The sequence below is a fragment of the Lysinibacillus contaminans genome, assembly GCF_001278945.1.
Classification (GTDB): domain Bacteria; phylum Bacillota; class Bacilli; order Bacillales_A; family Planococcaceae; genus Lysinibacillus; species Lysinibacillus contaminans.
In genome coordinates, this window is sequence record NZ_LGRV01000003.1 from 1592083 (window position 1) to 1608166 (window position 16084).

Consider the following 16084-nt stretch of genomic DNA (forward strand, 5'->3'; position numbering starts at 1 on the left):
GGTCCACCACATTTAATTTACGTATCCCAATTGAGGTGTGTATACTTATAGATGTAACAAAATTGTAATAACCTATAGAAAATGAAGACAACAAAAACAGGACAATCATGGCGGTATCTGACCATAATCAACCTGTTAGGTGTAACGAATAGTGTTATTTAGGATAAGAAATGATACTCTTTTCTAAAACAATCAGCAAAGTCCACATATTCCATTTGTCGTAGTGAATTTTGTATTGTTTCATATGTTTTTGTGGAGTTCTATTGATCAATGCTACAGTTCCCCATTGAACATAGACCCTCCAGGTTACTCTTTTTCCAATTCCTTAGACCACTTTTCTTTCCAAGCTTGAACCGCGCTATCTATTTCTTCCTCTGCCTGCCTTGCCTCTGCATCCTTTTCGTCTTTTATTTGGGTGAAGTGGTCATTACGCATAATCTGCATTTTTTTAATACGCTCTACTACTTCACTCTCTACTTCTCTACTAAAGAACTCCCCGTCCTGTAAAAAATACACTGCATTCGTCATTCGTTGAGCTTCACGTTCAGAAGCATGATAAAGTTTACCGTGAATATGAATGAGACGTTCCTTGTGATCAACAATTTCACGCAACGTGACTCCCTGCATAGAAAATACTTGAAAAATATCCGGCTTCCATTTCTTTATAATGACATCCTCGAATTCCGATTGATTACGAACTGTTGAATAACTACCTCCCCCAGCCTCTGCAACTTGCTTTAATTGATTTTGTCCTTTATCATCGACATCAAATCCAATAATGTTCACCATTGCTTCTATATCACTTTCATTCAACTTCTTGGCAGCTGCAACAGGGTCACCACCACAAGTCTCAATCCCATCGCTAACAATATAAACAATATTTTTATATTCTTCCTTTTTATAATCGGCTAATAGTTCATTTGCTTTTTCAATAGCGCCAGCTAAAGGTGTCCATCCGTTTGCCCAAAAGGAATTGATGGCATTCGTAAAAGAGTTGCTTTCATAAGAACTTAATGGATATAGCGTTTCAATTTCTTTGCATGACAAGTCCTTATCAGCCTCTTTCCCAGACCCTTTATGCCCGTAGGCAAGCAAGGCAACATTTGTGTCTGTTTGAAGTTGTTCAGTAAACTTCTTAATGCTCTCCTTCGCAAGTTCCATTTTTACACCGCCATTTACGCTCGCTTTCATACTTCCACTCGCGTCCATTAATAGGACGACATTTGTCTTTTTCTGCTTCTTTACCACTTCAATTTCATCTTCTCCGTCTGGCAATTTTGGCATCACATAGCCATGTTCATAGGAAATGAGCTGCTCATAGTAGGATTTATATTGGCCAGACCCAAGCTGATAAACGAGGTAATCATAGATTTGCTCACTTGTTAAATTTCGATTCTTATCAAAATAGATTTCCAATTCTTTATGAGCAATTGGATAAAAAGTATCCTGAACAAAATTCCTATACTGGAAAAAGTCGATGACGCCGATGACCTCTAGTTCAGGTTCGATATGCTTTTCAACGAGCTTTCCTGCTTTTTGTTCGATGATCAATTCTATACTTCTTGCAGCCTCTGGTATTTTTTCATCAACTATTTCCTCTACTTTTCCCTTTTTTCCTGTGTTATTCACTTCACCACTATTTGATTCTTCTGTCTTTTCACTACATGCACTTAGTAAGCTTAGGCATACTATTATGAAAAACAATATTTTTATACTTCTTTTCAAAATAAACACCCCCATCATTACAATTATATTGACACATAAATAGACACACCATAAGTTTACATTATTTACTATTTCTTTCTAACAGTTTTATATAAAAATAGTAAATAAGCCTCCTTTATTTACTGTTTATTCCGAAATTAAGGAACGGATTTTAGGAGAAAGGAAGGGGAAACTATACTAATTTGTGGTTGAAGCGCTGAAAGCCTACGTAATAATAGTGGATCATTGGGCATCATCATTGCCGTAACACTGAGTATTTCAATCGTGGCATTTACGCTAAAAAGAACAAAAGTTACTAGCAAGATGAATCAAGTAGTACGTGTTACTATGCAATAACTGAAATAATCGTTATATAGAGGTTTCTCAAAATGTTTCTGAAACACCTTTTCCTATAAAAAATATCCAAAATGTATGTTACAAATTGGACAGCTTCGTTCTTATATTATTTTCTTTGCAAGCATGGCGCAGAGTCCTAAAAAATCGAGATCGTTCACTTGCCGTGTCCTCCACACTGGTGAAAATGCATCCATTTCAATACCTTTGTCAATGACTTGCCGCTTCCACTCGTTATCCTTCAATAAATCATCTACTTTTTCAGTTAAAGCAATTGTTGAAAATGCCAACTTCCTACCATCATCGTTCCAAGCAAAGCCAACAAATTTCGCAAGAACCGAGGCAATCTCCGTACAAATTGCTTCAAAATGCTGTTCATAGCATTTTACGTCCTCCATCGAATTAACAAAGCAAACCTCAATAAGGATGGCAGGCATTTTTGTATCACGTAAAAAGGTCAACTCTTTCCGCTGTTTTGCTCCGCGATTTTTAAGTCCTGAAGCATCCGAAATCCCCTTACTCATTGTAGTAGCCAGGGACAACGCATCATAATAGAGCACCTCTGTCCCAATTCCTTTCTGCATCCGACCGTTGCTTGCATTAAAATGAATACTGACGTCAACCTTTCTTTTTGTAGCGTTATGTTGACGAATAAGATAACGTAGATTTTCTGACTGACTTTGTGACACATTGTCTTCAATTTTTGTCGTCGGTACATTATGCATTGTTAGTAGCTGGGCGACACGATCTACAACTCTTCTTGCTTGTCCAACTTCATCAATAATATCCTTGGCGCCTGAACCAATACGCCAATGTCCTGGGCTTATAGTAATCATTTGCATCATCTCCCCGTCATTTACCAACTATATACAGGTTTATAAATAACAAAGGGACATTTTATATGGTGAAATTTCAAATGAATTTCAAATTTAATACAGCGACGAGCTGTTCATTTAAGTAGCTGGCACTTTCTTCAAAATCACTGCGATACCACTCAAGTATCATGCCAATAATTGCATTCGCCTGATATGCACTATAAAAATCGATTGAGATTTCACGGTTAACACGTTGAGCCAGATCTCTTTTTAACAGAGATTGGATTTCATCAAATAACATGTAATAGTAGGTTAGTGGCACATTTTTCGAAAAAACAATTCGGTAAAATTTTTTAAAACGCTCTATATGATGGAAAATACGGACCGTATTCGGATCAAGCTCTTTTGTATTTAAGGTCGTGACTCCGCGGTAAGGCTCTTCATAGGAATTCTGTAAATCCGTCATGATTTCTTTAAAGTACTCCTCAAATAGCTTTTCTTTTTGTTCATAATGAAAGTAAAATGTTCCTCTATTAACCTTTGCCACACGACAGATTTCTGCAATTGTAACGTTTTCTAAAGGCTTTTCACTTAACAATGTTAGTAGTGCTGTGTGCAAAGCCTGTTTTGTTTTTACTACTCTTAAATCATGGACGACCATTTTTTTCATCCCCTATTGAACAGATTTTCTAGATATGTTGATTATTGAACAGTTCTTTGTTTTCTGTATATTGTAATCGCTTCCACAAGTATTATAATTTTTAATGAACACATGTTCAATTAATATCGAATTTAGGGAGGTCTTTTGAATGAGATTAGAGGGTAAAGTAGCAATCGTGACAGGCGCAGCTTCTGGTATGGGGAAAGCTATCGCTGAAGGTTATGCAAAAGAAGGCGCTAGAGTAGTAGTTTCTGATTTAAATCTAGAAGGAGCGCAGGCTGTTGTAGATGCTATTCAAACAGCTGGCGGCGAGGCAATCGCTATACAAACAAATGTCGCATCTACAGAAGACTTACAACGTTTATTTGATGAAACAAAAAATGCGTTTGGCAAATTAGATATTCTAGTGAACAATGCAGGAATTATGGACGGTATGGAGCCTGTCGGAGAAATTTCTGACGAGCGTTGGGACAAAGTATTTGCCGTAAATACAACTGCTGTAATGCGCTCAATGCGTATGGCAACAGACATTTTCTTAGCACAAGGTCACGGTGTATTCGTTAATAATATTTCTGCTGGTGGATTATATGGTGCTCGCGCAGGTGCTGCGTACACGGCTTCTAAGCACGCTGTAGTTGGCTTAACAAAAAACACAGCATTTATGTATGCAGATAAAAACATTCGTTGTAACGGCATTGCACCAGGTGCTGTTATGACAAACATCAGCTCTACGATGTCAAATATCAGTCAAACAGGAGCTGCTCGTCAAAGTTTAGGTATGGCTATTAATCCTCGTGTTGGACAACCAGAAGAAATTGCACAACTTGCTATTTTCTTAGGCTCTGACGAATCTAGCTTTGTAAATGGACAAGTAGTAACAGCTGATGGTGGCTGGACAGCTTTTTAACATGTAAAGAAGCACGCACATGGAACAAATCCAGTGCGTGCATTTTTTAATTGTGTGCGTTCCTAGCACTACATTTTCTCCGTAGCAATTCGTACACCGATGCCGACTAATAGAATACTAGTCATTTTATTAAACACGCCCTGTACTGTCGGCTTCATAAACCACTGACGAATCCCGTTAATAATCAAAATGACAATACCGAGCCATGCAATCGATAATAAAATTAAAATACCCGCTAGTAAAACTAATTGTGAATTGACATTAAAATCCGCCTGGATAAATTGGAGGGCACTGAAAAAGTCCAAAATTTAATTTAAGCAGTGGAAAGCTCGTTTGCATCGAACTTTCCACTGCTTTTTGTTTTATACTAAGGTTATCAATGTATGTAGGTGGTATTTAAAATGATTTCAAACCAAGAAACGCTGAAACTTAGCCCTTTTATGGCGATCTATGATATCGTCGTACCCAAAAATAATATGCTTCGCCAAATCAATGAACTTGTCGATTTCTCATTTATTTTAGATGAGTTGAAAACTAAATATTGTCTCGATAATGGTCGTAATGCTGTGCCTCCTATTCGTATGTTCAAATATTTATTATTAAAAGCGATTTATGATGTATCCGATGAAGATCTGGTTGAACGCTCGAAATACGATATGTCCTTCAAATACTTTTTAGATATGGCGCCTGAAGAAGATGTCATTCATTCAAGTTCATTAACGAAATTTCGCCGACTCCGTCTTCAAGATGTGGGTTTATTAGATTTGTTGATTGGAAAAACGGTTGAGATTGCGTTAGAGAAAAACATCATTTCGAGTAAAACGATTATTGTTGATGCCACACATACAAAAGCACGTTACAATCAAAAATCACCAAAGGAATTTTTACAGGAGAAATCAAAAAACGTCCGTAAAGCTGTCTATCAATTTGATGAAACAATGAAAGAAAAATTCCCGCCCAAAACCACTTCTAACGAAGTAAATGATGAACTCGATTATTGCCGTCAAGTCGTAGAAATCGTGGAAGCACAACCAAAAATAGCGTGTGTCCCTGCTGTCAAAGAAAAATTAAATGTTTTAAAAGAAGTGGTCGAAGATTTTGAAGTACAACTTAGCTATTCCGCAGACCCAGACGCACGTATTGGTCATAAATCAATGGACTCTTCTTTCTTTGGATTTAAAACGCATATTGCTATGAGCGATGAACGCATCATTACTGCCGCTGTCGTGACAACGGGTGAGAAAAGTGATGGGAAATACTTAAAAGAATTAATAGAAAAAAGTAAAACAACAGGCATAGAAATTGACACAGTGATCGGTGATGCAGCTTATTCAGAGAAAGACAATCTCCAATTAGCTAAAACAGAGGAATTTCAACTTGTATCAAAACTAAATCCGCAGATTACACAAGGTGGACGTACGAAAGAAGAAGAATTTGAGTTTAATAAAGATGCTGGTATGTATGTGTGTAAAGCAGGACATATGGCAATTCGCACAGCACGTACGAATAAAAAGAACGTCGGAAAGAACCAACGTCAAACCTATTATTTTGACATAGAAAAATGTAAAGTATGTCCTTTGCGCGAAGGTTGTTATAAAGAAGGTGCTAAAAATAAGACCTATTCGGTGACCATAAAATCGATGGAACACGCAGAACAGGAAGTCTTTCAGAACACAGATGATTTTAAAGAACTGGCGCGTTCACGTTATAAAATTGAAGCCAAAAACAGTGAGTTAAAGAACGGACACGGGTATGATGTAGCATCATCTGCGGGTCTATTTGGGATGGAAATGCAAGGAGCCACAACTATATTCGCCGTCAATTTGAAACGGATACTCACGTTATTGAAAGAAAAAGAGTAAAATAACCGAAAGAAATAGGCGACTTCCTGTTCCAAGATGAACAAGAAGTCGCCTATTTTTATCTTAAATGAACCTACAAATTTAAAAACGTAAGTTTTTCAGTGCCCTCGATAAATTGCGGCATGAGTGTCACATACAATAAAAGAGTTTTAGGATTTAATAAGTCCGTTGTAATTCCCTGCGTCATACAGCTTAGTGAAACATTTTTTATATTGTTCCCCTTTGATGCTGCCTCTTCATGTAACATCATATTTTGCGCTTTTGCTCGCCAAGATTGAACCCCTAAGTACACTAAATATGCTGCACCAGCATATTTAATAGCCAAGAAGACCACCATTGATTTTGCAATAATGGTAGCGAGTCCAAGTACAGCAAGGGTTGTCCAAACAAACAACGCGACAACAATGCCCAACATTGTAAAGAACCCGGCTTTTTTCCCATGGACCATTGTATTTTTTAAGACAAGAAGTGAATCTACCCCTGGCACCATCACAATCATTAATGCCACCGCTGTAAACATCCAAATCTCCTGCATTTCCCCACTCCTTACAAAAACAATATTTATTATTATAATCTAGAATGATTGAATTTTCTTCAAAAATCACCAATATTAGTTCTTAGTGTTCCCGTACACTGTAGGTAACAAGTAAAAACAATTAAAATGACCCAAATTAAAAGGCCCCACATGAAAATCCTTTCATGAAGAGCCTCGTTCAATTTGTATTCAATTTTCAGAATTATTCACGCGTAAGGCACTTAATTAGCTACTGACCATTCCACATGATCTAAGAAGTTGTAAACATCTTGGTAAACTTTGTCACGTTCTTTGTCTAATGTAATGATATGTCCAGAGTTTTCATACCAAATAAGTTCTTTATCATCCGCATCCACTGTGTCTAAAATGAACGGCGCACTTTTTTGGTATAGTTCATCATCAAGTAAACCTTGCATAATCAGTGTTGGTGCTTTAATCGATTGTAATTCTTCACGTGTTTCAGTTGTTAAACGTGTTACTCCATCAAGCGAATCCTTTGGCGAAATGCGTAATTCATGTAATTCAGAAATGATTTGATCTTTTGATTTATTTTCAAAATGCTTGTAAAGACGCGCGTAATTATAAAGTCGAGTAAATAAACCTTTTGAGTTATCACGTGAAATCGGTGCACACATTGAAACAACTGCCTTCACAGGGAATTGCTCTGCTACTTTTAATGAGAAAACGCCACCGAGTGAAATACCCACTACCGCAATTTCTTCATGGCCCTTATTTTTTAAGAAATAATAGCCTTCCACAACATCATTCCACCAGTCTTCTGGTCTTGTTTCAAGTAATGCTTCCGGTTCCACACCGTGCCCACTATAAATTGGTGCATGAACAGTATATCCTCGTTTGGATAAAAATTCTCCTAGCTTTTTCACATCTTTTGTGCTACCAGTGAATCCATGCAATAATAGTACGGCTTTTTTGCCTCCCTCAATTGTTAGAGGTTGCGGCTTTAATAACTTCATTTTATAGTATCCCCTTCACGGAAATTTTCATTTGTGTATTTTATGTGTCTATCTTAACATCATTTATTCATAATGTATAATTCATAGTTTTCATCATTATGATGCACTACATGCATGAATGATGTAAGGTTGTTTAGACAAAAAAAGAATCATTTTTTTAATCACAAAAGTTGCGAAAAGCTAAGTGTTTTCTCGATTCTTTCGGCTTTTAGAACTGCCTCTTTTGTTACCTATACTTCATTAGTTTTTAACGTTATAATGCAGTTAACTAACAAAACTTCCGGAGGTGACCAAAAATGGAATGGCAACAATTAGAATATTTTGTGGCAGTGGCAAAACTAGAACATATGACACGCGCCGCGGAAGTATTAGCAATTTCACAACCCGCACTCAGCCGTTCTATTTCAAAATTAGAAGATGAATTAGGTGTACCACTATTTGATCGCCAGGGACGTTCGATTATGTTAAATCGTTATGGTGAGCTATTTTTGCATCGCGTCCAACGTATGCGTAAGGAATATGAAAAAGCAGTAGTAGAATTGCAAGAATTAAATAACCCTGAGCTAGGTGACGTGTCACTCGGTTTTTTACATACCCTTGGCACAAGTATAGTGCCCGATTTAATCCGTGCATTTCGTCAGCATCACCCTCAGATTCGCTTTCACTTTACGCAAAACTACTCCCACTCTCAGCTTAAGCAATTATTAGCTGGAGAGCTGGATTTATGCTTACTATCTGCTATTAATACGGAGCCGCCTGTTTGCTGGAAAGAGCTTTGGCGTGACGAACTTTACATTATGGTTCCGATTGATCACCATTTAGCAGATCGCACAAGCATTAAAATGAAAGAGCTTGAAAATGAAAATTTCGTACTCATGAAAAAGGGGTATACGCTACGTCGAACAGCTGACAAATTATTAGCTGCTGCTGGCATTAAGCCTAAAATTACGTTTGAAGGTGATGAGGTAGCAACTGTAGTAGGCTTCGTTGGGGCTGGACTAGGGGTTTCCCTCCTCCCAGACGATGAAGATTTAAATCCAAAAAAAATCGTGAAAATTCATGTAGAAGATATGGTGTGTGAGCGGATCATCGGTATGGCCTGGATTGAAAACCGATACCTCCCACCTTCTGCTCGACAATTCCAGCAATTCATATTCGATTTTTACGAAGAACAAAAGCGTTAAAAAGATACATTTACAAAAACCGGGCTATCTCCATTTTGAAGATAGCCCGGTTTTATTATTGTCCAGTATATTTTAGTTTATAAGTGTAAATATCAGTTGGATCACCGTCAATTTCAAAAAATCCTTTTTTAGCTAGTGCAAAAATACGTTTTTCAATAAACGCATCCTCCACATATTCAGACAAATGGCCAACCGCTTCACCAATCACACGCATTGGTAATAGCCATTCGCTTCCTTCAGATTCCTGTACGTGTTTGGCTCTAGCTAAAATAACTTCATCAAATGTATTTTCTTCGACATGCTCTATACCATTTTGCCAAATACGTAGTGTGCTCGGATTTTGTTGTAACGCATGCCACTCTTTCGCCAACTTATTTCCTTCCTCTACAGAAAAACGCTTAGCATCAGCACGTAGCTTCATTAAAGAATCTGCCGGTAGCTCTCCTGTGTGACGAATCTCCATGTTGGGCTGTGTACGCTTTAAGCCCTCTGTTGTATCAATACCAAAAACCATACTACATTTATTCGCAAACTCACTCATCACGAAACGAAGACCGATTTCCTCGTGTGCGTTTTGCCCATACCAAATCCAAACATCCACATCACAAGGAATGCCTTGAATTTTCTTTTTCCAATCGTTTTGCATATCCTCATATAGTTCACGTTCGTCTTCATCTTTTAGAATATACGAATTCAACCATTTCTTTCGTTCTTCTAGGTTTGTTAGTGGCCCTATCGAGAAAATATCATGAACACAAATCACCGACTCATCTCGTTGTAACTGTTTTTGTCGAATCGCTTGTTTAAGTGAGCCTCGTGTTGATAAGCTAAAGGTAATATGTAAAATTGCCATGAAAAATTCCCCCTTTTATTGTTTGCTAAGTGCAATTTGAATCCCTATAATCATGAATAATATGCCTTGAATCATATTTAAACGTTTGGCAATAGCAGGTTTGCCAATGATAGCTTTACGAACCTTCCCCGCAAATATACTAAACAATGAAAATAGAACAAGTGCCTGTACTAAAAAAATAATTCCTAAAATGAACATTTGTAAAGCCACATGTCCCTGTACCGGATTTATAAACTGTGGTAATAGTGCTAAGAAAAATAATGATACCTTTGGATTTAAGACATTCATTAAGATTCCCTTTTTATAAAGAGCAACATAAGCTTGTGTATTTTGTTTATTGAGTGTAAACGGATCTCCCTTTGCCAGGAACGATTGCCATGCTAAATACAACAAATAAGCTGCCCCAGCAAATTTAACGAGCGTAAAAATAACCGTGGATTGATAAATAATTGCTGAAATACCTAGAACAGCCGCGGATATGTGTACAAGTAATCCCGTACATAAGCCCAGTGATGTTACAATACCTGCCCTTTTATCCTGTGCAATACTTTGCGCCAGCACAAATAAATTATCTGGCCCTGGCATTAATGTTATCACGATGGCTGACCCTATAAAGGCGATTAACGTTGAAACCTCCAACATTGTCCCTTCTTTCCATATTATGAGATATTATTATTTTTACAATGACTATATTTTAATTATACTATACGTTCCATCCACTTTTTGTCATAACTTTGTGACTTTATTCGAAACTTTATGCAAAAAATATATACTCAGTAAAATACTTGTTTAACAATACTTTCCTTTATAAATACATTATAATGGGTTTATATAAAGAGTAAATTCAATTTTAAAATTCACTGAGGTTGAGCGATTTTAACCTGAGGTTGAGCGACTTTCTTCCATTGCTAGCACTATCCAAGATATTGCCAAAGATTCCGTCCGGCAATCACCCATTTTGTCATCAAATGCAGTTAAATTACCAGATGCAGAGGTAGATGCATCCATATTTACATAATATGAGTAATGAAGATATCTATTGGAGATACTCATAATAATGATCATTTATTTTTACCTGCGTAACAGTGAAACATCAGCGACACGAACAATTATACTGAGACATAATTGATAGGGAGGAGAAAAAATATGGCAGTTAGTGATATTGTAAAAGAGCATATCGACGAAAAAGGCGATGTTTATTACACGATGCACACTCATGATATTGAAGTTAAGGCAAGCCATGCATCAGGATTAGCACCAGTTATCAGTTATTGGATGAATGAAAAAGAAATTACCGATGATATTCGTAAACTGCGGTTTAGTCCACGTCCACCGTCTTCTTATATCCAGGATTACGATGACTTCCAAGCAATGCTTTACACAAAAGAACAACGTGCACTCAATCAACTTTTTGAGCTTCACAGCATTAAACCAAAAAACATGACGACTTCTAAGCAAATTCTATGGAGCTTTTTTGTCATGATTTTAGCAATCCTCCCACTACTTGTTGCCATTTGGTGGATTAAATAATCCCAAAGTACGTTGTAATTATTCACAACTTTCTACTAACTTCACAATTTCACTTGACAGATAAGCTGAAGTGGTGCATTCTGTAGACAATCTATACAAAAAAAGCGAACGAAGAATAGTACTTAGACACTGATTGAAAAGAGAGCAATGTTCACCGGCTGAAAGACATTGTACAAGGAAGACTAACGAACCTACTTCGCTAAACGTCCTAGCAAAACTAGGCGCAGTCTCAAGCGTTATGAGGAAAGTGGAATGTTTACGGACATTCAAGCTAGGTGGTACCACGGAAAGCAAACCTTTTCGTCCTAATTTATTAGGATGAAAAGGTTTTTTTATTGTAGAAAATAACACGACATTGGCGAACTGGAGGAAATACGTTATGGACAGAAAAAGAATCGTCGTAAAAATCGGCAGTAGTTCTTTAACAAATGCTAAAGGTGAAATCGACAAAGTGCGTTTAATGGATCATGTGCAAGCCATTGCTGAGCTTAAAAAATACGGACATGAAGTACTTCTTGTATCATCAGGTGCAGTTGCTGCTGGCTTCAAACAGCTTGGCTACCCTTCCCGCCCCATCACTGTTAAGGGCAAACAGGCAGCCGCAGCAATTGGACAAAGCTTGCTTATTCAAACATACCATGCACTATTTAGCATTTACGATATAATTCCGGCACAAATTTTACTGACACGTACTGACTTTTCAAAAAAAGAACGCTACAAAAACGCCTATGCAACATTTGAAGAACTATTAGACCGCTCAATGCTACCAATTATTAACGAAAACGATACAGTGTCCGTCAGTGAATTAACATTTGGCGATAATGACATGCTGTCGGCTTTAGTAAGTGGCTTAGTTCATGCAGATCAGCTGATTATTTTAACAGATATTAACGGCTTATATGATGCCAATCCTAGTAAAAACCCAGAGGCAAAACGCATTGATCGTTTAACAGAAGTAACGGAAGAAATGCTTGGCTTTGCTGATGGGGTTGGCTCTAAAGTTGGCACAGGTGGCATGGAGTCTAAACTTTTAGCAGCTAGAGCAGCGTTAAATGCTGGCGTGAAAGTATTTATCGGTAATGGCAATGGTGCCAATAAACTTGTAGACATTGTCGAAGGTCGTGGTGATGGTACTTACGTCGAGCATGATGCATTAGCATTTTTAACAAACAACAAACAGTGGATTGCACTTACTGAGGTATCTGGTAAAATTTTTATAGATAAAGGCGCAGAAACGGCCCTTTTATTAAATGGAAAAAGTTTATTGCCAGCAGGTATTTATAAGTTCGAAGGTGAATTTGAACACGGAGATGTTGTCGAAGTATACGGCACTAATGGATTAATTGGACGCGGTGAGGTGCTTTATTCGTCACAAGAACTTGAAACTTCCATGGGTAAACGGACAGACGAGTTAACAAAATACCCAATCGAAGTCATTCATCGTGATAAATGGCTGAAAATGCAAACAAATTAAGGGGGAATATAGATGACTCAACTAACAACACAAAGCGAAGTACAACGTAAAGGAAGGCTAGCTAAAACAGCAAGCTATCTATTAAATATTAAAACAACTGCTGAAAAAAATGATGCACTGACGAAAATTGCACATCAATTAGTGCTTGACCAAGACTATATAATCGAAGAAAATGCGAAAGATTTAGCAAATGGACAAGAAAAAGGCATGCCGGCATCTACACTTGACCGCATCATGTTAAATAAAGAGCGTATTGAGGCGATGGCTGATGCGATTAACTTACTTGTCAAATTAACAGACCCTGTTGGTGAATTAATCGAGCGCATTGAAAAAGAAAATGGCCTAATCATTGAAAAGAAATTAGTACCAATTGGTGTAATCGGTATGATTTACGAAGCACGTCCAAATGTAACAATTGATGCAGCAACATTATCGCTTAAAACGGGTAACGCCGTAATTTTACGAGGGAGCTCATCAGCCAAATTCTCGAATATTGCGCTAGTTGCAAGTATTCACCGTGCTCTCGAAAAAACAGCCCTACCTGTGGATGCTGTACAATTAATAGAAGATACAAATCGTGAAACAGCAAAAGAATTATTCCATTTGAATGAGTATTTAGATGTGTTAATTCCACGTGGTGGGAAAGCCCTTATTGATTTAGTTGTGCGTGAGGCTTCTGTACCTGTTCTTGAAACTGGTGCGGGTAACTGTCATATTTATATCGATGCGGCAGCAGACTATACTAAAGCGGAACCGATTGTCATCAATGCTAAAACACATCGCCCTTCTGTATGTAATGCTGCGGAAAGCTTGCTTATCCAACGTGATTGGTTTACCGAACATGGCGAAAAGCTCTTACATGCTATTCACAATGCAGGTGTGTCAGTGATCGGAGATGCAACAGTTTGCCAAACAGTCCATTTTGCAGAGCTTGCAACAGATGAAGATTATGCTACGGAGTTTTTGGACTTAAAAATTAGTGTGAAAGTCGTGGAAAATGTCTATGAAGCTGTCGAGCATATTAATCGATACGGTACAAAACATTCAGAAGCAGTAATTACTGAGGATCAACTTGTAGCAGATTGCTTCTTAAACAATGTCGATGCAGCAGCTGTTTACCATAACGCGTCAACGCGCTTTACTGACGGCTTTGAATTCGGCTATGGTGCAGAAATTGGCATTAGTACGCAAAAATTGCATGCGCGTGGACCAATGGGCTTACCTGCTCTTACATCAACAAAATACTATATTTACGGTAACGGTCAAATTCGCAAATAACATAACACACCTAAATGTGAAGCCGGCAGATGTCCTGTACTCTGCCGGCTTTTTCTATACTGTTCTATGAAAGAAGGTTGAATATGAACGTTACGGCTATGATTAAACTATCGGTATCCATGGCCATTTTTGGTTCCATTGGCTTTTTCACGATTCATACAGGTGTGCCTGCTATTGAACTTGTATTTGTGCGCTGTATTTGTGCAACACTCTTCCTAGGCGGAATATGGCTCGCTACAGGCGGACACAAAACAGAAATGTGGGAAAAGCATGAAGTTATTCGCACCCTAATATGTGGTGTATTCATCGTCTTAAACTGGGTGTTTCTATTTAAAGCTTTTGAAGAAATGTCGATTTCGATTGCTATTTCCATCTATAATTTAGCACCCATTTTCGTACTCATTTTAGGGTCCATTTTCTTGAAAGAAAAAATGACAGTACAAGCATTACTTGTTACTATCACATGCTTTATCGGCAGTATTTTCATTATTGGTTTGAATAATTTTTTGTCATTTACTGATTTCATGCAGTCAGGGTTTGTGTGGGCACTTTTATCTGCTATTTTTTATGCGCTTACGATGTTAACAAGTAAAACCATCAAAAATTTCAGTGCCTATGCATTAACCTTCACGCAAACGACAGTCGGCATTGTAATGCTATTCCCTTTTGTCGATTTTACGTTATTTAATGGTTTAACAACGACAAACTGGTTATATATTTTAGGAACTGGCTTCATTCATACTGGTTTTGTTTACTATCTTTTTTTTGATAGCATTCGTAATCTATCGACGATTATTGTCTCTGTATTAGTTTTCGTTGATCCGGTTGTCGCCATATTACTAGATATGGTGTTACTTGATTTCATGCCTACCCTACTACAAACAGTTGGTATTCTTCTGATTTTTGGTGGGATTTCATATACTCTGTATACACCGATACAAAAAACAAAACAGCATTTGACGGAGGAATAATATCATGAATAAGCTTGTAACCATTGGTGAATGTTTAATCGACTTTACGCCTAGCGAACAAGGAGGTCCCATTTCAGAAGTAGGTAGTTTTACCAAAAATGCTGGAGGTGCACCTGCCAATGTCGCAGCCGTTGCCGCAAAGCTTGGACAAAATGCGGCTTTTTTATCTCAAGTAGGACAAGATGCATTTGGTGATTTTTTAATCGAAACGATGAAGGTTGCTGGTGTTGAGACCAAACACATTGCACAAACAACTGAGGGTGAAACGAGCCTTGCCTTTGTTTCTTTGACGGATGATGGTAACCGTGACTTTTTATTTTATCGCCGGCATGCAGCAGATTTACTTTATCGAAAAGAACAGCTACCAAGGGACTTGTTAACAGCATTCGATATTTTACACTTTTGTTCAGTGAACTTAGTCGAAAGTCCGATGAAACATGCACATGAGGCCCTTATTGAACAAGCACATAATGCGGGGTGCCTTGTGTCCTTTGATCCGAATGTACGCCTTCCACTATGGCATGATGAAGAGGCATGTCGCCAAACCATTTTAGACTTTTTACCGAAAGCACACATCGTAAAACTTTCTGATGAAGAGCTTACTTTCTTAACACATATCGAAGATGAACGACAAGCAGTACATACATTATTGCAAGAAAAGGTACAAGTACTTTTCGTTACACACGGAGCAGACGGCGCTACCCTATATACAAAGCAACAATGTGTGAAAGTGAGCGCAGATATTGTGCAAGCCATTGATACAACAGGCGCTGGAGATGCCTTTATAGGTGCGATTTTAAGTATTTTACTAGAGAACAACATCATACCTAAAACACTCGAACAATTTTGCGAAAGCCAGACAAAATCCCTGCTTTCCTTCGCCAATCAGTATGCGGGAGCATCCACTCAAAAACATGGGGCGATTGCTTCTTATCTTGTAAAGGATGAACTACCATTTACGTTCTAACTAAAAATAGAGTTG

16 protein-coding genes are annotated in these 16084 nt (G+C 37.8%); 8 read left to right on the forward strand and 8 right to left on the reverse strand.

Annotated features, from left to right (window positions below; genetic code table 11):
* Positions 1-306: 306 nt before the first annotated feature.
* From AEA09_RS09965 to AEA09_RS09975, 3 genes are all read right to left on the reverse strand, one after another.
* Entirely contained in the window at positions 307-1725 is a 1419-nt protein-coding gene (locus tag AEA09_RS09965; protein ID WP_245622826.1) for a vWA domain-containing protein, read from the reverse strand.
* 437 nt (positions 1726-2162) lie between these two features.
* On the reverse strand, positions 2163-2894 hold the full coding sequence (locus tag AEA09_RS09970) for an N-acetylmuramoyl-L-alanine amidase (protein ID WP_053583689.1): 732 nt from the start codon (positions 2892-2894) through the stop codon (positions 2163-2165).
* A 76-nt stretch (positions 2895-2970) separates the two neighbouring features.
* Complete coding sequence (locus tag AEA09_RS09975) at positions 2971-3534, reverse strand: TetR/AcrR family transcriptional regulator (RefSeq protein WP_053583690.1); 564 nt, start codon at positions 3532-3534, stop codon at positions 2971-2973.
* A gap of 148 nt (positions 3535-3682) precedes the next feature.
* Here AEA09_RS09975 and AEA09_RS09980 point away from each other — a divergent pair, with 148 nt between their 5' ends.
* Positions 3683-4441: an SDR family oxidoreductase gene (locus AEA09_RS09980; protein WP_053583691.1), complete on the forward strand. Its 759-nt coding sequence runs from the start codon at positions 3683-3685 to the stop codon at positions 4439-4441.
* Positions 4442-4509: 68 nt separating this feature from the next.
* Here AEA09_RS09980 and AEA09_RS09985 read toward each other — a convergent pair whose 3' ends face one another.
* Positions 4510-4746 (reverse strand): hypothetical protein, encoded by a 237-nt coding sequence (locus tag AEA09_RS09985; RefSeq protein ID WP_053583692.1) that lies wholly within the window; start codon positions 4744-4746, stop codon positions 4510-4512.
* A gap of 96 nt (positions 4747-4842) precedes the next feature.
* On the opposite strand from AEA09_RS09985, the gene AEA09_RS09990 reads away from it, so the two are divergent.
* Positions 4843-6303, forward strand: coding sequence for an IS1182 family transposase (locus tag AEA09_RS09990; RefSeq protein ID WP_053581933.1), 1461 nt, complete (start codon positions 4843-4845; stop codon positions 6301-6303).
* A 73-nt stretch (positions 6304-6376) separates the two neighbouring features.
* Here the strand turns inward: AEA09_RS09990 and AEA09_RS09995 are convergent, their stop codons facing one another.
* Both AEA09_RS09995 and AEA09_RS10000 read right to left on the reverse strand, forming a co-directional pair.
* A complete protein-coding gene (locus AEA09_RS09995; RefSeq protein WP_053583693.1) occupies positions 6377-6838 on the reverse strand; it encodes a LysE family translocator in 462 nt (153 codons plus the stop codon).
* A 221-nt stretch (positions 6839-7059) separates the two neighbouring features.
* Positions 7060-7812 (reverse strand): alpha/beta hydrolase, encoded by a 753-nt coding sequence (locus AEA09_RS10000; protein ID WP_053583694.1) that lies wholly within the window; start codon positions 7810-7812, stop codon positions 7060-7062.
* A 296-nt stretch (positions 7813-8108) separates the two neighbouring features.
* On the opposite strand from AEA09_RS10000, the gene AEA09_RS10005 reads away from it, so the two are divergent.
* Positions 8109-8996, forward strand: a complete 888-nt coding sequence (locus AEA09_RS10005) for a LysR family transcriptional regulator (protein WP_053583695.1) — start codon at positions 8109-8111, stop codon at positions 8994-8996.
* 55 nt (positions 8997-9051) lie between these two features.
* Here AEA09_RS10005 and AEA09_RS10010 read toward each other — a convergent pair whose 3' ends face one another.
* Together AEA09_RS10010 and AEA09_RS10015 are read right to left on the reverse strand one after the other, a co-directional pair.
* Positions 9052-9849: a DUF1835 domain-containing protein gene (locus AEA09_RS10010; RefSeq protein ID WP_053583696.1), complete on the reverse strand. Its 798-nt coding sequence runs from the start codon at positions 9847-9849 to the stop codon at positions 9052-9054.
* 15 nt (positions 9850-9864) lie between these two features.
* On the reverse strand, positions 9865-10488 hold the full coding sequence (locus tag AEA09_RS10015; protein ID WP_053583697.1) for a LysE family translocator: 624 nt from the start codon (positions 10486-10488) through the stop codon (positions 9865-9867).
* 507 nt (positions 10489-10995) lie between these two features.
* On the opposite strand from AEA09_RS10015, the gene AEA09_RS10020 reads away from it, so the two are divergent.
* From AEA09_RS10020 to AEA09_RS10040, 5 genes are all read left to right on the forward strand, one after another.
* The gene (locus tag AEA09_RS10020; RefSeq protein ID WP_053583698.1) at positions 10996-11379 is read left to right on the forward strand and encodes a hypothetical protein; all 384 of its coding nucleotides are present in this window, start codon (positions 10996-10998) and stop codon (positions 11377-11379) included.
* 379 nt (positions 11380-11758) lie between these two features.
* Complete coding sequence (proB, locus tag AEA09_RS10025) at positions 11759-12853, forward strand: glutamate 5-kinase (protein ID WP_053583699.1); 1095 nt, start codon at positions 11759-11761, stop codon at positions 12851-12853.
* 12 nt (positions 12854-12865) lie between these two features.
* Positions 12866-14131: a glutamate-5-semialdehyde dehydrogenase gene (locus AEA09_RS10030; protein WP_053583700.1), complete on the forward strand. Its 1266-nt coding sequence runs from the start codon at positions 12866-12868 to the stop codon at positions 14129-14131.
* 83 nt (positions 14132-14214) lie between these two features.
* Positions 14215-15102: a DMT family transporter gene (locus tag AEA09_RS10035; RefSeq protein WP_053583701.1), complete on the forward strand. Its 888-nt coding sequence runs from the start codon at positions 14215-14217 to the stop codon at positions 15100-15102.
* Between the two features lie 4 nt (positions 15103-15106).
* Positions 15107-16069, forward strand: coding sequence for a carbohydrate kinase family protein (locus tag AEA09_RS10040; RefSeq protein WP_053583702.1), 963 nt, complete (start codon positions 15107-15109; stop codon positions 16067-16069).
* The last annotated feature ends 15 nt before the right edge of the window (positions 16070-16084 follow it).